We start from the raw sequence: 20,226 nt of genomic DNA, 5'->3' as shown, positions 1-20,226 counted from the left end.
CAACCATGAGAACAGTTGTCTGGCAATCGCTAAGTGAATCTCAGCAGGACTCGATTTTAGAGCGTCCAGCGATTACTGAAGGTGCAAACATTACTGCCGCCGTCTCTGATGTGATTGCAAAGGTTCGCACAGGTGGTGACGCAGCCTTGGTCGAACTGACCGAAAAATTTGATGGCGTTAAGCCCGAGTCTATTCGTGTGTCTGAGCAAGAAATTGAAGCAGCGTGTGATCGTCTAACGGATGCGATGAAGCAAGCTCTGAATCAAGCTTATTCTAATATTGCCAAGTTCCACAAAGCGCAAAAGCCGCAACCAATTAAAGTTGAAACTCAACCTGGTGTGTTGTGTGAACAAGTCACTCGTCCAATCCAGAAGGTCGGCTTATACATCCCAGGTGGAAGTGCGCCACTCCCTTCTACGGTATTAATGCTTGGCGTTCCTTCAAAGATCGCAGGTTGTCGAAAAGTGGTGTTATGTTCACCGCCGCCAATTGCGGATGAGATCCTCTATGTCGCAAGACTGTGTGGTATTGATGAGGTGTATAACGTTGGTGGTGGCCAAGCCATCGCTGCGATGGCTTACGGTACCGAATCTGTGTCTAAAGTAGACAAGATTTTTGGCCCAGGTAATGCTTACGTGACGGAAGCGAAGCGTCAGGTGAGCAACGACTTCCGTGGCGCTGCGATTGATATGCCTGCTGGACCATCAGAAGTACTTGTCATTGCAGATGACACGGCTGAGCCAGAATTTATCGCCGCCGATCTGCTCAGTCAGGCTGAACACGGTCCAGACTCTCAGGTGGTTCTTGTGACACCATCACCTATTATCGCCGATCAAGTCATCGATGCTGTACAACGTCAGTTGAAGCAGTTGTCACGTGCCGATATTGCAGAAAAAGCCTTGGCTTCAAGCTTGGTTATTATCGCGGACTCGATTACTCAGGCGGTATCGATTTCAAACTACTACGGTCCAGAGCACTTAATAGTACAAACCAAACAGCCGAGAGAATTGCTGCCATTACTTGACAATGCAGGCTCTATTTTCTTGGGTAATTGGTCACCAGAATCGGCGGGCGATTATGCCTCTGGTACTAACCACGTATTACCGACTTACGGTTACACACGTACTTATTCTAGTCTCGGCTTGGCGGACTTTTCTAAGCGCATGACAGTGCAAGAGCTGTCTGCTGAAGGATTAATCAATCTTGCTCCAACCGTCGTGACTATGGCCGAAGCCGAAGGGCTAGATGCTCACAAAAGAGCGGTGACAATTCGCGTAGAAAAATTGGCAAAGGCGTAAGGTAGAGACAATGGAAAAGCTAGCACGTAAACAGATTCAACAACTCACTCCTTATCTCTCTGCGCGTCGCATTGGCGGGACAGGGGATGTATGGCTGAATGCCAATGAGTCACCGTTTAATAATGAATACAAAACGGATTTCGCTCGCCTAAACCGGTACAGCGAATGCCAGCCAAAAGAACTGATCGCAGCTTATGCCGCATACGCAGGTGTGAAACCAGAGCAAACACTCACGTCGCGTGGTGCCGATGAAGGTATCGAATTGCTCGTTAGAGCGTTTTGTGAACCGGGCGAGGATGCGATCCTCTATTGCCCTCCAACCTATGGCATGTATTCAATCAGTGCTGAAACTATCGGTGTTGAGCGCAAAACAGTTCCACTGACACAGGATTGGCAGCTTGATTTACAAGGTATCGAACAAAACCTTGAAAACGTAAAGCTGGTGTTTGTATGTAGCCCGAATAACCCGACTGGCAACCTAGTCAAGCGTGAAGATATCATCACTTTACTTGAAATGACGAAAGACAAAGCCATCGTGGTTATGGATGAAGCCTACATTGATTTTTGTCCAGAGGCATCCACCGTCGGACTGCTAGAGCAATACCCGAACTTGGCGATTTTACGCACTTTGTCTAAAGCGTTTGCCTTAGCAGGGCTTCGCTGTGGTTTTACACTCGCTAACGAAGAACTAATTAATGTGTTACTCAAGGTCATCGCGCCTTATCCAGTGCCAATTCCTGTCGCGGAAATCGCCACTCAGGCTCTGTCCGAAGCTGGCCTAGCACGCGCTAAGTTTCAGGTATTGGACCTCAATGCCAATCGCGCCTACTTGCAGGTTGGTTTATCGATGATCCATGGTCTTGAAATATTCGAAGGTTGGGGTAACTACTTATTAGTGAAATTCCCTGATGGTGATGCGCTATTTAAAGCCGCTTGGGACCGAGGCATTATTTTACGTAATTCGCCAATTGAAAATTGTGTCCGAATCAGCATCGGTAGCCGTGATGAGTGTGAAAAGACACTCGGATTTATCAGAAATTATTATAACTAAAGCATCATTGGCAGCGGCTGATTGCGGCTGCCAACCATTTTGAAATAAGGAAGTTCCCGTGAGTAAACAGCAAAAAATCCTTTTTATTGATCGTGATGGCACCTTAATTGTTGAGCCGCCGGTTGATTTCCAAGTGGATCGTTTAGACAAATTGAAGCTTGAACCATTTGTTATTCCTAGTCTGCTGTCGCTACAAGAAGCAGGCTATCGCTTAGTTATGGTGACTAACCAAGACGGGCTAGGGACGGACAGCTATCCGCAACAAGATTTCGATGCACCGCACAATATGATGATGGACATTTTCGAGTCGCAAGGCGTCAAGTTTGACGACGTTCTTATCTGCCCTCACTTCGAAGAAGACAACTGTTCATGTCGTAAGCCTAAGCTAGGCATGGTTAAAGAGTATTTGCAGGGCGGTAAGGTTGATTTCCAGAACTCCGTTGTTATTGGTGATCGTCACACAGACTTGCAATTGGCTGAAAACATGGCGATTCGTGGTATTCAATACAACCCGGAAACGATGGGCTGGAAGCAGATCCTCAAGGACTTGACGGTAAAAGCTCGTGTCGCAGAAGTGGTTCGTACGACGAAGGAAACAGATATCAAGGTCAAAGTAAATCTGGATGAGCAAGGTGGAAACCAGATCTCTACCGGATTAGGTTTCTTCGACCATATGCTGGATCAAATCGCTACACACGGCGGTTTCCAAATGAATTGTCAGGTTGAAGGCGATCTGCATATTGATGATCACCACACCATTGAAGATACCGCTTTAGCTTTAGGACAGGCGTTGAAAGATGCTCTGGGTGATAAACGTGGTATTGGCCGTTTTGGCTTTAGTTTACCAATGGACGAATGTTTAGCTCAATGTGCTCTGGACCTATCGGGTCGTCCATATCTTAAATTTGATGCCCAGTTTAGCCGTGAACAGGTTGGTGACTTATCGACAGAGATGGTCGTTCACTTCTTCCGTTCATTGACTGACACATTAGCTTGTACTTTGCACCTTTCATCAGCTGGTGACAACGACCACCACATCATTGAGAGTCTGTTTAAAGCCTTTGGTCGCACGCTTCGTCAAGCGATTAAGGTAGAAGGCACAGAGTTACCAAGCAGCAAAGGCGTATTGTAAGGATAGAGTTATGACAGATCAGAAAGTTGTCATTATTGATACCGGTTGTGCCAATGTTTCTTCAGTGAGATTTGCCATTGAACGTCTCGGCTACCAAGTGAGCATATCGAAAGATCCTCAAGTTGTTTTGGCCGCAGATAAGCTGTTTCTGCCAGGAGTAGGCACGGCGAGCGAAGCAATGAAAAACCTTGAGGAGCGCAACCTAATTGAGCTGGTTAAACAGGTAGAAAGGCCTCTGCTCGGAATTTGCTTAGGGATGCAGCTTTTAGGTAAGTTTTCGCAAGAAAAAGGCCAAAAAGCAGACGAAATCGTTGAGTGTCTTGGCCTTTGTCAAGGAGAAGTCCGACTGATGGACACTGGTGATCTGCCACTGCCTCATATGGGCTGGAATACGGTGAAAGCCAAACCCGATCACCCTCTATTTAGAGGTATCGAAGAGGGGGAATACTTTTACTTCGTCCATAGTTTCGCCATGCCTGTTGGTGAATACACCATCGCACAATGCGATTACGGTAATCCGTTTACCGCTGCGGTTCAAAGTGGCAATTACTATGGTGTCCAGTTCCACCCAGAGCGCTCATCTAAAGCCGGTTCGAAGCTTATTCAGAACTTTTTAGAGCTGTAATTTAAAGAATCAAAGGGAAATAGTTTAGTGATTATTCCAGCATTAGATTTAATTGAAGGGCAGGTAGTTCGCTTATATCAAGGGGATTACGGCCAAGTAACAGAATACAAAGTCGATCCGGCCGAACAGTTCAACCTCTATCACAAGGCAGGCGCGGATTGGCTTCACCTTGTTGACTTGACTGGTGCGAAAGATACAACAGCACGCCAACTGGATTTGATTGCCAAATTACTGGCTAGTACGCCAGCTAGCATTCAGATTGGCGGTGGCGTGCGCAGTGAGCAGGATGTGGTTGATCTGCTAGAAGCGGGCGCACAACGCGTTGTAGTCGGTTCAACCGCGGTTAAGCAGCCTGAACTGGTAAAGGGTTGGATGGAAAAGTACGGTGCGGAGAAAATTGTTCTAGCACTCGACATCAATATTGACGAACAAGGTGTCCGTAAGGTCGCGATTTCTGGCTGGCAAGAAGACTCTGGTGTAACGATTGAGGCGCTTATCGATGACTATCTAACCGTTGGGCTAAAACACGTTCTTTGTACCGATATCTCGCGTGATGGTACGTTAGAAGGTTCAAATGTAGAACTCTACGTTGATCTGTGTAAGCAGTACCCTCAAGTTCAGTTCCAGTCATCCGGTGGTATTGGTTCTCTGGCAGATATCGAAGCTCTGAAAGGCAGCGGTGTGGCAGGCGTGATTGTTGGTCGAGCACTGCTTGATGGTAAGTTTACTGCAAAGGAGGCATTTGCATGTTGGCAAAGCGAATAATCCTTTGTCCAATGAAGTTGAAATATAAGTAACAACTAATTTAATGTTGATGTTTATTTATAACTAATTGTAATTTAAAGATATATATCTATGGCTGCTAATATTTTTTCTTTTTAATATTAGCAGCTAGTTATAAAAATTGATGCAAATCTGATGTAAAATTTGTATGCTTGATGCAGGTGTGATGCAAACAAGCAGGTCTCTTCGTGTATAAAAATTCACAAATCCCACATAAATTTTCGAAGTCATTTATTGAAAACCTTTCTATAACCAAGCCTGATGGCGGTCAAAAGATATACAAAGATACTGATAAACGTGCCAATGGCCTTATGTTAAGGCATAACACTGGCGGTAGCGTTGTGTATGTCGTGAATGGCAGAGTGAAGGGCACTAAAAAACAGTCTCAATTTTTTACTATCGGAAATGCTTCGAAGATTTCACTATTTAATGCTCGCCGTGAAGCCGAGAGGTACCATGATTTGATGAATCAGGGTAAGCATCCAGTTGAGTATATTAAGAGAGCGATAACTTCAATAAGTTTGAGGGAGTTGCATGAACATTATCTTGAGAATAAAGAGCTACACGAAGACACTATTTCCGAATACACCAAAGATTTTGAAAGATTGAGTGTTAAGTTCAGAGAACGCAATGCATTAGATATTCGACGTGATGATGTCATTGAAGAACACAAAGCCGTTAGGATAAAGCACACCGATTACATGGCTGACAAAACATTCCAGAGAGTGAAAGCACTCTATAGACACGGTGCAAAGCACTTTCTTAATGATGAAGAGCTCAGCATATTTAAAAAGAATCCTGTAACAGTCTTAGATGATACCGATGCTTGGTTTGTCAACGGAGGGCAGTCAAGACGTAAAACAGAATGTATTGACACTGATGATTTACCAAGTGTCCTTCGTGCTATTGATGACATGAAAAGTTATAGAGGAGAGAAGAAATTTGTCCATAAAGACTCCCATAATGCCGTTGTAGCTAGTCATTTCTTCAGATTCTTATTATTCACTGGCTGGCGTCCTGAAGAAGTCTGTAAAATCACATGGAGCCAAGTTTCAGAAAGCCTGAGAGATGTAACATGGAATGACGAAGAAGCAGCTACAGGCCTTAAAAACGCTGAAATTCAATATCGTGCTCCGTTGAACAAAGAAGCAATTAAAACACTAGAAAGCTTAAAGGGCTATGGGTTTGAGAGTGACTTCGTCTTTCCAAATGTGACATTAACGAATCACTTTAAGCAGAACCCGACAGACTATGTTGACTTGCTAGAGGTGACAGCGCAAACAGGGAAGCGCTATACATGTGGGATATTTCGTAAAACCTTCCAGACTTATGCTGAATTTATTGGTGTCCATGAAGTCACAATTAAACGTTTAGTGTTCCATACGCAAAAGCACTATACAACGCAAGGAGGGTACATATTTGCTAATAGAGAACACTTAAGGCGACAGAGCCAAAGAGTTGCTGATTTCATCCTGTATTATGCAAAGATGGATGAACTGATAGAGTTTCAAGATGTTGATATTAATGTGAAATTTATTGAAGCTGCACGAGCTGAAGTAAAAGATGAAAGCAATGAATTTCAACTTGTTAGTGAGGTTCTGGAACACTGGATGAGTCTTGGAAGAAAGTTTGATCAAATGCGTTAAGCTGATTTGTTAAGAGTATTCATCCAGTCAAATTCAGTTGGCATGACTTCACCCTAACAAAGTTACTCGAAATTAGCTTATTTGGGCGCTTTGTTTCATTGAGCGGTCTGAGCTCTCAATATTGTCACTATCCCTTTGATTAAGCTGGTAGTAAACGATCAAAGGTTGCATTATGCCAATGAGCATCTAGGTGCGTAATTTTGTGGAAGTCATTCGACAGGCAAAGGGCAATAATTTGAATATTAAAGAAATAGAGCAAGAAATTGATGCGGCATTTGAGAGTAATGACCTCACTTCTATACCGTACTCACAGGCGATCTGGGAACTGTTGTCCTACCTAGAGTATAAGTATTATGAGCTATCTGTTTCGGATGGCTCAACTCACGATAAGGCTGCGGGTGTCGATAATATGATTAACTTCATTACTCACCCGTTGAGAGTGTGTTTCAATAAGTGTAAACGAAGAAAATATGCTCTGACTACATCATTCTCTCAAGACAATGCCAATGCTGCTCATGAGTGGTATGGCAAGTCTTATGATTACAATCAGTTCTGCTCTATATTCCCCCTTGCTCATCGAAAAGAACTATCGATCGAAGTGGCTGGTTGCGAGTTAAAAACCGATAAAGATTGGTCTAATGGAGTTCCATATGAAGCATATAATAGATTTGTTCATAAAACTGGAACTAATGAACGCTCTAATGTTGATACCGCAGCAATTCTCGACACAGTGAAGGATCACACATTTTGTTTTGATAATAAGTTCGCAATCTCATGGAATGAACCGCTATCAAAATCAGTTGTCGGTATTTTCGAAAAATCCCAAAAGGTTAGATACCATTTACCTGACTCATGGGCGTTTTCTCGTTTTACTTTAGGCGAGTTTCGCAAAATATTTGTGGCGATTTCAGGTTTATGCTACGCACGATATGCAGCTACTACAGTAAGCTCAGATGACTTGCCTAACGCTGGTTATGCACAAAGAGTTTGGGTTATTTCTAAAAACGAATTTGTTAGAATTCTAGTTGAAGTGACTGGGTACGAACGTACTAGGGTGTTAGCTGTTTTAGAATATCTAACTTTTGGTTCTATGGGGATTAACTATCCTGATGCTGCAACACAACCATTGTTTGATTGTGAGGATGGGAATTATGCAATATCACCATTTTTATTTATTAACTCAGATGCTGAGCGAAATGCTTGCGCGCTATTGAATCAGATAGCTGCTGATAAGGCGATCTATGCATCTTTAGTCGATGAAAAAGAAAGTCTTTTGTACGATGATCTTGAAAAGGAGTTATCTGCATTAGGCTATCGTTGCGAATCAGGTAAAGTTTCGGGTACTGACTTAGATTTGGCTATAATTGATGACATAAATAAAGTGGTTTTAACTGTTGAGTTAAAGTGGTTTATTGAACCAGCGGAAATTCGTGAAGTAAATCAAAGATCTCAAGAAATAAAAAAAGGAATAGGGCAAGCAAAGATTATTTCCTCTCTATTGCAATCACATGATCTAAATCTGTATCAGAACACGTTAAAGATTTCTAATGACTATCGTCATTGCTCTATAGTTGGTTCTTTTAACTGGATTGGCTCCGATAGGATTCAAGATATGGAAGTGCCAGTTATAAAGGTTGGTCATTTATTGGGCTTGATTAAGGGGGGGAGTAGTTTAGCCGCAGTTATCGAGAATTTAAAAGAGCGTAGCTATCTCCCCACTCCTGAAAAAGATTATAAAGTAGTTCCTTTCTATGTGAAATCAGGCGATTGGCGGTGTGAATGGTACGGTTTAAAGAGTCTGGATGACATTTCCACCTGATATTATTATTCGATATTCATAGAAACGCTCCCAACTTTTGGGAGCGTTCGTGTTTAAAGCCCATTACAGAACATTTTCCGCGTATCAGACATTAGAAAGTAGCTCATTTCTATGTGCTGTCGTGTTTTGGGGTTGAATCCTGATCTTATACCACTACATGGTACTGAGCCTGGTTTAACGACTCGACCATGCTTTAGCCATTGCTGCGGAGTGCGTTTAACTTCGCACTCATCAAAATAGTAATAGTTTAAGTTTTTATATTGCTCTGGGACTGGCAGAACGTCGAAAAAAGGGTGATGCGTTGCTTCGCTGCGAACTGGCTTGGTTTGAGACATATGAAAGTAAATACCTCTCTTACCCTTAATACCTATAGCTCCCCTTTTGGGATACCGCTTATCCTTTGTTGGTAGAGCTAACCACTGTCTCGCTGTGCGCGTTTTGCTGTCTGTAACTGTTTTATCTGAGTTCATGTGAAACCTTTTTATTCTAATAATTTGTGTTTTCAAAATGGATTTTATCGGTTACAGAAGAGGTGAGTCTATACTAAACAATAGATATTAAGTGTTTTAGGGAAAATAAAAGTTTAAGTACCCATAAGCATTCATTTTTGTAAAAAATGAATGCTTACCAGCTTGCCGAGCAAGCTGAAGTTAACGATGTGTTTCTTGTGTGGTGGTTGGCTTGATATTTATGCTTAAATTGGGACGGATTGTTTGAAAAATAGGCTCTTCTACAGTTCGAGTTATTTCTTCTTGGAGATATTACATTAATATAATGGCTCATTTCAAAAGTGCTTGTCAAGTAAAACTTATCCTAACCTTATGTTTTAATTTAATATAATTAGTAATAAATATTTGTCAATTTACTTACGGTAAGCATAGTAACCGACTATGCTTATCTTCTACTCGTACCTCGTTGAAAATAAGCCGTCGGCTGGGGACTTCATCCCCTAGAGCCCCTGACAAATTTTTATCTCGCATTTTCAATGCTTTATAAGAAATTTTAAATTTATAATAAAAAATAAATAATTTGTAAACTATTTTGTTAAATATCAGCGTGTTATAATCATATAAAGTGGATTTTAGTGATTATGTCTGGCTATCAGTTTTTGCATGTTGAAAGTTACGCTAATGTTTCAACTAAAAAAGGTAAACCATCAATGCAAAGTGTCGTTAACGAAGCGATGCGAGAAGAAGGTTATTGCCCTCATGTTGAGCATCCGCAACCACCCCAAATCTTGTTTGGTGTAGATCCTCGTACTCTTCCTCAAGTAGCGCTTAATAGAAGTCTGTTAGCACGAGACAAACTTGGGCGAAAGATACGAAAAGACGCTCCTATGCTGCTAGGCGGTGTAATTAGCGTTGAATCAGAATCAAGTGTTGACTTCAAGGCATTTATCAAGCGATCCATTGAGTTTCTCCAAAAAAAATATGGAAAAAACTTAATGTCAGTCATTCTTCATCTCGATGAAACCAACCCTCACCTTCACTATTACAGTCTTCCAAGCGTTGTTGATGGCGTTTTTTCCATGTCTCAGATCCATGACGGAATCAGAGCTAGGAATGAGTGTAAAGGTGGTTACTCCCAAAAGGCTCACGTATACAAAGAAGCGATGAGAAAGTTTCAAGATGAATATTACGAAGAGGTCGGAGTGAAGCTTGGGATGACGCGCCTTGGGCCACGAGTTCAACGTTTGACGCGAAAAGAGTGGAAGGCCCAGCAAAAACAAGCTCAGGCGCTTTTACAGCAGCGAAAGGATGCGAACAAGCGTCAACGCCTCTTAGACAAAAAAGAAGTTAGGCTCTCTATTAATGAACGTGCAATTGGGTTGAAAGAAAAAGAACTAACATCGATCAACGATACATCTTTCTTTAGTAAAAAATACGAAGAGAAAAATCGATACTTGAGAAAGCGGTTAAGGAAATTGCAAGCTCAACGCGATGATAGTTTGAGTAAAATTGCGGAGCAAGGTGAGCGTATGGCCTTTATAAATCAAGAGGTTAAATCTCTCGCGTGTCAAAATATAAGCTATCAGAGAAAATTTGCCGCAATGGCTTATAAACTAGAAATGAAAGATCAGTTTATTCAACAATTAAAATTAAAAACGAGTAATGATTATGAAAAAAAATATTTTAGAGATCAACAATATACTTGCCACCCTTAAACTTCTCACTCCTGTTCATGACAGAGATTATGTTCGAAGGATTTGGGCAATAACCAATCATGTTGCGATCCAAGCATCGAAGGGAAGAGATACGGAGACCGAAATTATGACTGACTTGCAACAGTTTATTAATCTGTTGAACGAAAAATACCCTGTTCGTCATGATGATAAGGAAGCTTTAGAGTCTAATCTGGGGGTGTAAAAAAATAAATTTGCTGGGTTTTGTCGGTATCTTGCATAAATATCCATTATAACGAATGGAATCTAGTGAAATGTGCTGGTATTGTTCTTCTCAGCTCAAGGGATATTTCTCCTTGTTAATCATAATTACAATAAATAAAGGCTAATAATGTACCACCAAAATGTTGATGAAAAGTCTGTAATGAGTGACTTCTTTAAAGAAAACTCAACTTATCTCATTGACCTGATGAGGAACGAAAAAAACGCAATCTTTCGACAGATCAAAAGCAATGATAATTATTTTGATGATGTGAAAAGTTGCCAGTTGAAATCCCCTAATTTTCTTTTCGATACCCTGATTTTAGGGGCTCTAGAGCATGCGCAAAGCAAATTAGGATTAAGCCTTAAAGGCTTAGACCAAGTTCTTCGTCAAGATTGTGTGAGTTGGTTTTCTAATCTTGATGAAATCGAAGAGCTTAAAAAGGAAGTGAATGAGCTTCAAATAGATGCCATTGATATGCTTAGAGCAAGTATGAAAAAAGACCTCCACGATAAAGATGCACTGATTAAAGAGGCAATAATGTGGATGATAAAGCAAATGTATGAATTGTCATTAAGATACTGTGAAGCTCCGTCTTTTAATGATTTGACCCTACCTGACGATTACTTCAGTGGTGTGATCGAACATGAGCTGTTTTATCTAGGTTATGACGGATGGGAACTAGAGGATATAGAACCTTTTTTATTGAAGTGCGGTAGTACTTTAGATGGTTTTGCTAAAGCGTACTTTGACAAGTTAGTTCCGACTAATAAACAGCTTGCCAATCATCCTCTTAATGGCGATGGATAGCAACTCATAAGTATCTAAAGTGAAAGTTTCTGGGCAGAAAGTTTCGTCCTCGATTTGGGATGTCAGATTTACGTTATGCTGCATGATTTTTAGAAAAAGCAAAATACTGCTTGCCTCTAAAATGTACCTGCCACGCTCAATCTGAACTTAGATATCAAATGGCAGATTTCGCCTCTCAAATACAGAACTTTCAGTAGTCCCTATTAGTAATAGCACTATGGATGAAATTATGGTTGGATTGCACGGAATAGGTGTGGGGCAGAACTAAGGTACGCAAATAGACGATTCCTGAAATGCTCTTGGATATTCCTTATATGAGCCATTAACTCTTGATATGTTTTCTCCCTTTGCACTTTTATCGTGTAGCAATGAGTGTTAACACTTTGAATGCGAAATACTGTAAAAGCTAAACTTTGGATATGCGAGTCCCTTAATTTATCAGCTCTCACTTTATCGCTTTCAAGGTGTGTTGGGCCATCACATTCAACGACCACACTAGCCAAAGTATGTTCTGCGCCATCTAGGTTTAGGATTAACTCTATTACTAAATCAAGTTCATATGTGCTATTGGAGTCAATCCCAAGTGTAGTTTTAGGTATTTTTAGTTCGGGGATTATTCGAAAGAAATGCGTAATTTTGGGGTATGCGGCCAAGTCATCTTTGAATATTCCATCTTCTTCGTTAGTCTCTATTGTAAACTGCGGATAGGTCTTTTGAGTATTGAGGCTAACGACCCGAAATGAAGGGTAATTCGTGAAGTATGATGAAATGTCGATTATGTCCTTTAATCCAGAGGCGCTTACATGTGGGTTTCTTGCCATGCTTAGCATTAGTAGCGAAGTTTTATAACCCAGCTTTTTCTGCACATCATTAAACTCAAAAGGCTTTGCAACGTGGCAAGATACACCATATTTTGTGACTTCATCCTCTATCTGATATCTAGTGTACTCTTTTGAAGTTTGATTATTCGTTAATGTAGTGTACATGTCTGTTCCTTAAAAGATGGTTAGAATCATGCCGAATGCAATGTTATTTAAAGTCAGTTTTGATTTATATAAACATCAAAATTTAGCTGTCTAAGAAGGACAAAGCTCTAAGTCATAGCTATATAGTTCTAGGTTACACCTTTCAGCAGCTGTGAATAACAATGTAGGCAATGGGATAAATTAAGATGCGTCGTTTGTGCTCGAAAATGGGAAAGAGCGAGTACTTTACCAAGAGTGTTCATTACACCACTGCTTGCAGCTAGCAGATGAAATCTTAACTTGGAATCGACAGATAGTGTTCAGTCTAATCATTTAGTTGCATGATTAAGCCCCTTCATTGCGTATGTTTAGCTAGGCAGAAAAACTTTAACACTAATAAATCGAAACCTAGCTCAACTTATTAGTTACTCAAATCATCGTGAGCTTCATTCTCTGCTTTAACTTTCATCAGGCTATAGATGAATTCTAGGTTGTTACTCATTATTCTCACTATTGCTTGTAGTTGTATGAATGCCAGATAATTTATCACTGAAATCCCAGCAACCCTGATATAAGGATACAAATCAAATGTCTTAAAGAGGTGTTGGATGTATGGAGACAGTAAGTTAAACAAAACAATTCCTACCAACACAAAAGCAGATGAAAATATTGTTAAAACAAGGCTGCGGATTCTTTGGGTTTGCTCCGTACCTTTAATCAAGCTGAATTTCTTTGGGTTGGTAAACCTGGCAATCGCTTCTGGATAACTATAAGCCACCCAGATTCCTGCTAGCGTAAAAACAGCCGCAGACACATTTTGTAAGGTACTCGTTAAATCCTTCAAATCAGCTAGGGTAATAAAGTGTCTACCTAAGTAAGCTATGAATACACTTATGGCTACATATGTGACTTGGAAGAGTATGCTTTTGTGTTTCATTCTAATTCCCATACTTACGATTGTACTGCTCTGCTGCACCTGTTTTAGAGAAGTTTAGCAGTGAGTCACGAACGTCTTGTAAAGTAATCATGACCGTTTTAGCAGGGTAATAGCTACTGTCCATTTTTTGTGTTGGGTCTAGTGTGATTTTTCTTCGGTCAACATAGTTACTAAACCACTTGGTTGTGTCTTCATCGTTTGTCCTAAAGCCTATGTCATTCCAAGATAGGTTTTCAGAGCTCTCACTCCCGTCATTTTCTTCATTGTAAACCTTGAGAATATCTCGCAATTCGTCAGCAGTAACGGTAGCTTCTTCGATAATTTCCACATGCTTTTTCTGCTTTGTAGATGTTCGTTTTTTATTGACTTTATTCCATAATGACAAAGCTGGGTTTTGCTCAATTTTCTTTTCTGAAGAGATGGTTTCTCTGATGACTAAGTGAGTGATGTAAGGGGCTAAGTGGTCAGGGGATATATCATCAATTGTCAATTCTTTCATTTTCGTTTTGAAAGAAAACTTTGTTGAGTATTTGCCACAGGGTGACTTGTAAGTGACGTTCTTACGATCAATATCTTGGTTAGCGAAATGGTTGTACTGAGTTGAGTTGTGTACAACTTTACTTTCATCAGGGATAAAATTGTCAATGCTTCTCTTTATGTACCAGCACATCTCTTCAGTGTTGACCGTCGAATGTGGAAACTTAATTGAAGCTATTAAGTTCTTTTCTGGAATGTACCAGAAATACATTGGTGCGCCGTAGATTAGTTTCTTTCCTTGCGCGTTCTTCTCGACTTGGATGACGTCACCGCTATTGCTGCCAACTTTTGAATCTTGAACAAAACCGCTCAATTTACCTTCGTCGTTTGAAAAGGCTTTACAAAAAACAATCAATCTATCTCCGTTTTCTTCTGATAGAGCGTAATCTTTGAAGTAAACATGCGAACGGTTAGGGTGTGACGCTGAATCGAAAGGAAGGGTCTTACAAAAATCTCTCTGCTTCGCCCACTCAGTGACTTTGTCTAGAGCCTCTTCTAGATCACCTTGTACGTGTACAGATGAACGTTTATTAGAGCTACCTAATTTTTGACTTCTATAGAACCCACACTCTTCGATTTCAAAAAAAGTAATTAGCCCATTATCCATATGTAGTTCTCACTCGCTATTGTGCTTTTTGTCATTAAAAATATAGATTTCAGATAGTTATAATACCTATCCCAATAGTGGAATATACACGTAGTTACACATTAAGGACAATCTTCGTTTATTAGAGAGCTGCTAAGAAGAAGCGCTAAGCTGAATAGTCGCTATATTCACCGCTTGCGGTGGGCGTAACGCGAAAACAATAGCACATGAAATGAGACTAAAACTGTTATATAGTGTTTGAATAATTAGTCATATCTTGCATTTTTAGTCACTAGTTATTAGTTGTTTGTAATATATTGTGATGTAAATATGATGCAAAACCCTAAATGGAGTTTCTGGTGTTTTTATTTTTAATTCAATTAAAACAACAACCTATTGAGAGGTGTTGTTTATGTTAGCAAAGCGAATAATTCCGTGTCTTGATGTGCGTGATGGGCAAGTAGTCAAGGGCGTGCAGTTTCGTAATCACGAAATCATCGGCGACATTGTACCGCTTGCTCAGCGTTATGCTGAAGAGGGTGCCGACGAACTTGTTTTTTATGACATTACTGCCTCGAGCGATGGTCGTGTCGTAGACAAGAGTTGGGTTAAACGAGTGGCTGAAGTGATTGATATTCCTTTCTGTGTCGCTGGTGGCATTAAGTCCGCCGAAGATGCCGCTCGCATATTAGAGTTTGGCGCAGATAAGGTCTCGATCAACTCACCGGCGTTAGCGAATCCACAGCTAATTACCGATCTCGCGGATAAGTTTGGCGTACAATGCATTGTCGTTGGTATCGACTCTTACTTTGACCAAGCGTCAGGCAAGTATCAGGTTTATCAGTTTACGGGTGATGAGGCGCGTACGAAAGCGACTCAATGGGAAACACGTGATTGGGTACAAGAAGTACAACAGCGTGGTGCTGGTGAAATCGTATTGAATATGATGAACCAAGATGGTGTTCGCAACGGGTACGATTTGGAACAACTCAATATGGTACGTGCAGTTTGCAAAGTACCACTGATTGCCTCCGGCGGCGCAGGTGCAATGGAGCACTTTGCTGAGGCATACCAAAAAACGAATGTAGATGGTGCGCTGGCGGCTTCGGTATTCCACAAGCAGGTCATCAACATTGGTGAGCTAAAACAGTATCTGAAACAACAAGGTGTAGAGGTGCGTTTATGAGTTTTACCGCAGCGGAAGTGAATACACTGGCAGAGAGAATTGATTGGGATAAGGTGGATGGATTGGTTCCAGCAATAGTCCAGGACTTTCAGTCTAGCCAAGTCCTTATGATGGGCTACATGAATCAAGATGCGTTGGCTAAAACCGGGGAAACGGGACAGGTGACGTTTTTTTCTCGAACTAAAGAGCGTCTATGGACCAAAGGCGAAACGTCCGGAAATGTTCTGCAACTGAAGAATATTGCCCTTGACTGTGACAACGATACGTTACTGGTTAAAGTCGATCCTATAGGTCCAACTTGTCACACGGGAACCACAACGTGTTGGGATGCCGATCAGCAAGAAGAGACTCAAATGGTGTGGCTTCATCAACTTGAGCAGCTACTGGCTGCCCGCAAGGACGCCGACCCTGAGTCTTCTTATACTGCACACTTATATTCCCGTGGTACCAAGCGTATTTCGCAAAAAGTGGGCGAAGAAGGCGTTGAAGTCGCGCTTGCGGCGACGTCGGGCGATAAGGCGGAGTTAATCTGTGAGTCTGCAGATCTTATTTATCACTTGATGGTTCTGCTTCAAGATCAGGGCTTGTCGATGAATGACGTCATCAACAAATTAAAGGAACGTCATAAGTAGTTTCGGCGACATAGACGTACCGAAAAAAGTCAAACAAAAAGCCGCAGTCTGAACAAGCGGCTTTTTTTTGTCATCGAGGATATATTCGCGCTTCATCGATAACATAATAGGTGCGCCCTCTAGTGGGGCACTATTTGGGTCTTATGACCTAGCCTTAGGCACTGATAGTGCTAAATTTCGAATAGAAAATAGTAGCCGTAACCGACGAGAAATGCCGGAATCGCTGAATAAATGGTCGCCACTAGTGCTGCCTTAGGAGCGAGTGCGATAGCAGGAAAGAGCGCATCTCCATCGTTAGATATCGCATTGGCTAGTTGAGCGGACAGTGGCGCCACGCCAGCAATATAGAGACTGGTTACCAGAATTTGCGGCCCACATCCTGGCAGTAGCCCAACAGCAAGACCGATTAGGGGCATCCAAGCGCCTAAACCAGCGAAGCTCGTCGATATATCGACTTGTCCGAAGAAGCTAAACAGTTCAAACGCCATAAACGCAATGATCACCCAAGCCGTGACAAAGTTGGTATCTTGTGCCGCCTTCTGGATAGGATGCGATGAGACCTGCTTTGCATCTTCTGCCACGGTAGATTCGTAGTCTTTTATCTCTTTAGTGAGAGACCAGAGCAGAGTGCTACTGATGATCAATATCGTTCCTATCCACTCAATAGTCATGGTTGGCAAACTGAGTATTTGATTGATGTCGAGTTGAAAAGATCCCATAAAGGCGATGGCGGTTGCTGGAACCAATAGCCACTTCCAAAACACTCCTTGTAGATTGATGGCATGCAGTTCAACGCGTCTGGTCGCGATGCGACACACATCTGCGCTAGGGGTGATTCGTTGAGTGTCGGGTCGTAAAAAGTCGTCGGCATGGATCTCGTTCACCATCCAGCCAGAAACACAGCCCACGATTACACCAAGGCCGATAATCGCAAAACCGATATCCGGTTTACTGGCGAGGAGAAGGAACGCCGCATCCCCCATTGTCGAGGTAAGTACCGCAACGATTGCGCCAAATCCAACCCGCCCACTGACAAACTGCGTGGTGACGATAATCGCACCACCACAACCTGGCAACGCGCCAAGTAGTGCGGCAAACAAAACTTGATGATTTCGTGAGTTTTGATAAAGGTTAACAATGCGGTTGTCTTGACTGAAAAAGCCCGATAGATAGTGATAAATCGCGAGGGTAACGGCAACGTAGCTCGATACAGCCCAGAAGGCGTCTGATAGGGTGTTGACAGTAACCAGCCTAGTGGTTGGATTAACCACAAGCACAATTAAAGCAACGGGCAGCAGCAAGCGTTTGTAAGCTGGGGCGAACTGCGCCAGTGTTAGCCAGTTCGGCAAGGTTTGTAAAAGGCGTGAGTGACTCATAGATATCGAACCTTAATGCGAATTATTATCAATAATATGCTAATGAGAATTATTTTCAATAATGATTTTTAACTTTCCTTGATGATGGGGGGTAGCAAGATGATGCGTATTTGAGACTAAGGGGGTTTTGACGCTTCAACCACGAAAGAGTGTGATAAGTGCTAAACTTAATTGTTGAGCGGTGTGCAATGAATCGAATAGTCATTGCTTATGCCGAAATATTCTCGCCTAGGCGATGACAAATTATCAGAATCAGGTAAAATATTGCCCTCGTGAGTAATGACCCATCGTATGGGAAGAAATTTAGTCAGATAGGAAAAAAGATGATTCTAGTTGTAGGTCACAAGAACCCTGATAGCGATAGTATCTGTAGTGCGTTGGTAGCGACAGAGCTACTGAAAGCTCGTGGTGTTGAAGCTATGCCGATTCGCCAAGGTGAGATTAACCGTGAAACCCAACATATTCTTGAAGTTGCGGGTGCAGAAGTTCCTGAACTACGTACTTCGGTAGCGGGTGAAAAAATCTGGTTAGTAGACTACTCAGATCTAGCACAAGCACCGGATGATGTGGCTGAAGCAGAAATTCTTGGTATCGTTGACCACCACCGTCTAGGTGATGTGATGACAGTGAACCCAATGGAAGCTTGGATCTGGCCTGTTGGTTGTACTAACACTGTACTGTTCAACATGTTTAAGATTGAAGGTCATGAGATTAAGCCTCAAATTGCTAAGCTTATGATGTCAGCTATCCTATCTGATACAGTAGGTTTCGCTTCTCCAACATGCACTCAGAAAGACAAAGATGCCGTTGAAGAGTTAGCAAAAATCGCTGATGTATGTGATGTTGATGCATTCATTAAAGATCTACTGATCGCTAAAACAGATATCGAAGGTCTTTCTGCGGCACAACTTGTAGAAAAAGATCTAAAAGGTTACCCATTCAACGGTCGTGACGTTGTAGTTGGTCAGGTTGAACTTGCGACACTAGAGCAAGTAGACGGCATGATCGATGCACTAGAAGCGGACCTAGAGCGCCGTTGTTCTGAAGAAGGCCTAGCGTTTGCAGCAGTAATGCTAACCGACATCACAACAGCGCAAACTCGCCTACTTTATAAGGGTGAGTGGGCAGAGAAGCTTGTTAAGCATGAGAAAGATGGCATGCTTATGATGGAAAACACTCTAAGCCGTAAGAAACAAGGCTGGCCTTGGCTTCAAACTGAACTGGCTTAATTTCCAGCTCAATGAATTTTAAACGCCCATGGCTTTCGCCGTGGGCGTTTTATTTAGAGGAACAAAAATGTCACTATCTAAAGAGCAGTTAGAAACCGTTAGCAAGATGCGTCCTGATGAGCGATTTAATTACTGTATTAAAGAGATCGCGAAACATCGTCAAGTATGGATTCTGACCGATGAACATGGCTGCGTAATGCTCAATACAGAAGATGAAGACTGTGTCCCAGTTTGGCCTCACGAGGAGTTCGCAACTCAATGGGCAACGGGGGACTGGGAACATTGCAAAGCTGAATCAATATCGACTGCAAAATGGTTTAGCCGTTGGACGCATGGTCTGGAAGATGATGAGTTGTCAGTTGTTGTTTTCCCTAATGACAACGAAGAAGGGGTCGTTCTTTGTCCTGATGAATTCGAATTTGAACTAAAAAAGCGCGCTAATTAGTAGCCAATGAGCTGAAATAGTTCGCCACTTTTAGCAACAGAAACGGCTCGTTCCAGCGTGCCGTTTTTTTTGTATCTACGCAAAATGTTAGCAACGACTGGTTTCGCTTCCTGTTCGCTCATTCCCGCCTTTAATTCGGGTTCATAGAGTAACTTGAGCAGTATAACATCCAGTGGAGACAGCAGATCTTCAGGGGTTTGGTCGTTGAAAATAGAGGGGTATGCACTTTCTGAATCGTTAGGTAATCCCATGACCTGAGTGATTTCTTCAACAATACAAGCGAGCAGTTTACCGTGTTCTCTTGCTTGGTCGACAGGAATAATGACGGCGGCACCAGACATAGAGCTATCGGGATTGAGCCGATACCCCGCTTTACAAATGGCACCATAAACATTATCCAAGGCAGGCTTGCCAAGTTCACGTTCAATGTCCTCACGCCACTGAGATTCCTGAGTAAAAATCCAGATAATGTTTGCCTGTTCACGTGATGAAACTCGGGTAATAGAGTGGCCAGTGATCGCGGCAAGATGACGAATGTGGGCATTGGTTAACTCATCATGCAGTTCGCTGTCAGCAACCCTATGATCGACCCAGATGCGCACTGGCTTGTTCCATTTCACCAGAGGCTTTTTCCCTGAGGAATACTCGTTGCGTAAGGCGACATTGACAAATGCACTCTCGACAAAGCGAGTATCAAGCCAAGTCTGTTGATTGGAATAAGCGAGCGCCGCAGAAGGCAGCGTGAAAGAGAGTAGACTGATTAACGCTATCCTTAGCATCTCGTA

At 42.1% G+C, this 20,226-nt stretch carries 19 protein-coding genes; 14 read left to right on the top strand and 5 right to left on the bottom strand.

The window, feature by feature from the left end; all coding sequences use genetic code 11:
• The first annotated feature begins 5 nt into the window (after positions 1–5).
• The 10 genes from hisD to QTN95_RS00250 all read left to right on the top strand — a co-directional run bounded on the left by hisD (position 6) and on the right by QTN95_RS00250 (position 11,548).
• Positions 6–1,298 (top strand): histidinol dehydrogenase, encoded by a 1,293-nt coding sequence (gene hisD, locus QTN95_RS00295; RefSeq protein WP_331415905.1) that lies wholly within the window; start codon positions 6–8, stop codon positions 1,296–1,298.
• A 10-nt stretch (positions 1,299–1,308) separates the two neighbouring features.
• Positions 1,309–2,349 carry a histidinol-phosphate transaminase gene (hisC, locus tag QTN95_RS00290; RefSeq protein ID WP_331415904.1) on the top strand — a complete coding sequence of 347 codons (1,041 nt, stop codon included), beginning with the start codon at positions 1,309–1,311 and terminating at the stop codon, positions 2,347–2,349.
• Between the two features lie 58 nt (positions 2,350–2,407).
• Entirely contained in the window at positions 2,408–3,481 is a 1,074-nt protein-coding gene (gene hisB, locus QTN95_RS00285) for a bifunctional histidinol-phosphatase/imidazoleglycerol-phosphate dehydratase HisB (RefSeq protein WP_138970311.1), read from the top strand.
• A gap of 10 nt (positions 3,482–3,491) precedes the next feature.
• A complete protein-coding gene (hisH, locus tag QTN95_RS00280; RefSeq protein WP_331415903.1) occupies positions 3,492–4,106 on the top strand; it encodes an imidazole glycerol phosphate synthase subunit HisH in 615 nt (204 codons plus the stop codon).
• 27 nt (positions 4,107–4,133) lie between these two features.
• A complete protein-coding gene (gene hisA, locus QTN95_RS00275; protein WP_331415902.1) occupies positions 4,134–4,871 on the top strand; it encodes a 1-(5-phosphoribosyl)-5-[(5-phosphoribosylamino)methylideneamino]imidazole-4-carboxamide isomerase in 738 nt (245 codons plus the stop codon).
• A 206-nt stretch (positions 4,872–5,077) separates the two neighbouring features.
• Positions 5,078–6,535, top strand: coding sequence for an integrase family protein (locus tag QTN95_RS00270; RefSeq protein ID WP_331415901.1), 1,458 nt, complete (start codon positions 5,078–5,080; stop codon positions 6,533–6,535).
• Between the two features lie 190 nt (positions 6,536–6,725).
• A complete protein-coding gene (locus QTN95_RS00265) occupies positions 6,726–8,354 on the top strand; it encodes a hypothetical protein (protein ID WP_331415900.1) in 1,629 nt (542 codons plus the stop codon).
• Between the two features lie 1,090 nt (positions 8,355–9,444).
• Positions 9,445–10,518: a plasmid recombination protein gene (locus QTN95_RS00260; RefSeq protein WP_331415899.1), complete on the top strand. Its 1,074-nt coding sequence runs from the start codon at positions 9,445–9,447 to the stop codon at positions 10,516–10,518.
• Entirely contained in the window at positions 10,472–10,720 is a 249-nt protein-coding gene (locus QTN95_RS00255; RefSeq protein ID WP_331415898.1) for a hypothetical protein, read from the top strand. Before QTN95_RS00260 ends, QTN95_RS00255 begins: the two co-directional genes overlap by 47 nt.
• Positions 10,721–10,867: 147 nt before the next feature.
• On the top strand, positions 10,868–11,548 hold the full coding sequence (locus QTN95_RS00250; protein WP_331415897.1) for a hypothetical protein: 681 nt from the start codon (positions 10,868–10,870) through the stop codon (positions 11,546–11,548).
• A gap of 227 nt (positions 11,549–11,775) precedes the next feature.
• On the opposite strand, the gene QTN95_RS00245 is transcribed toward QTN95_RS00250, so the two are convergent.
• The 3 genes from QTN95_RS00245 to QTN95_RS00235 form a co-directional block, all read right to left on the bottom strand.
• Positions 11,776–12,534: a hypothetical protein gene (locus QTN95_RS00245; protein WP_331415896.1), complete on the bottom strand. Its 759-nt coding sequence runs from the start codon at positions 12,532–12,534 to the stop codon at positions 11,776–11,778.
• Positions 12,535–12,934: 400 nt separating this feature from the next.
• Positions 12,935–13,450, bottom strand: coding sequence for a hypothetical protein (locus QTN95_RS00240; protein ID WP_331415895.1), 516 nt, complete (start codon positions 13,448–13,450; stop codon positions 12,935–12,937).
• A 1-nt stretch (position 13,451) separates the two neighbouring features.
• The gene (locus QTN95_RS00235) at positions 13,452–14,594 is read right to left on the bottom strand and encodes a hypothetical protein (RefSeq protein WP_331415894.1); all 1,143 of its coding nucleotides are present in this window, start codon (positions 14,592–14,594) and stop codon (positions 13,452–13,454) included.
• 391 nt (positions 14,595–14,985) lie between these two features.
• Here QTN95_RS00235 and hisF point away from each other — a divergent pair, with 391 nt between their 5' ends.
• Positions 14,986–15,759, top strand: a complete 774-nt coding sequence (gene hisF / locus QTN95_RS00230; RefSeq protein ID WP_138970314.1) for an imidazole glycerol phosphate synthase subunit HisF — start codon at positions 14,986–14,988, stop codon at positions 15,757–15,759.
• Positions 15,756–16,391, top strand: a complete 636-nt coding sequence (hisIE, locus tag QTN95_RS00225; RefSeq protein WP_331415893.1) for a bifunctional phosphoribosyl-AMP cyclohydrolase/phosphoribosyl-ATP diphosphatase HisIE — start codon at positions 15,756–15,758, stop codon at positions 16,389–16,391. Before hisF ends, hisIE begins: the two co-directional genes overlap by 4 nt.
• A 170-nt stretch (positions 16,392–16,561) precedes the next feature.
• Here hisIE and QTN95_RS00220 read toward each other — a convergent pair whose 3' ends face one another.
• Positions 16,562–17,767 carry a putative manganese transporter gene (locus QTN95_RS00220; protein ID WP_331415892.1) on the bottom strand — a complete coding sequence of 402 codons (1,206 nt, stop codon included), beginning with the start codon at positions 17,765–17,767 and terminating at the stop codon, positions 16,562–16,564.
• A gap of 323 nt (positions 17,768–18,090) precedes the next feature.
• Between QTN95_RS00220 and QTN95_RS00215 the strand changes: the two genes are divergently transcribed.
• A complete protein-coding gene (locus QTN95_RS00215) occupies positions 18,091–18,996 on the top strand; it encodes a manganese-dependent inorganic pyrophosphatase (protein ID WP_269377291.1) in 906 nt (301 codons plus the stop codon).
• A gap of 67 nt (positions 18,997–19,063) precedes the next feature.
• The gene (locus tag QTN95_RS00210; RefSeq protein WP_331415891.1) at positions 19,064–19,441 is read left to right on the top strand and encodes a DUF2750 domain-containing protein; all 378 of its coding nucleotides are present in this window, start codon (positions 19,064–19,066) and stop codon (positions 19,439–19,441) included.
• Here QTN95_RS00210 and QTN95_RS00205 read toward each other — a convergent pair.
• Entirely contained in the window at positions 19,438–20,220 is a 783-nt protein-coding gene (locus QTN95_RS00205; RefSeq protein WP_331415890.1) for a DUF2927 domain-containing protein, read from the bottom strand. The two genes, QTN95_RS00210 and QTN95_RS00205, sit on opposite strands and share 4 nt — an antisense overlap.
• Between the last annotated feature and the right edge of the window lie 6 nt (positions 20,221–20,226).

It is taken from the genome of Vibrio sp. M260112 (assembly GCF_036533775.1).
In the GTDB taxonomy this organism is placed as follows: Bacteria; Pseudomonadota; Gammaproteobacteria; order Enterobacterales; family Vibrionaceae; genus Vibrio.
Note: the sequence above shows the minus strand (reverse complement) of the source record. Positions and strands in the feature narration are given on the sequence as shown.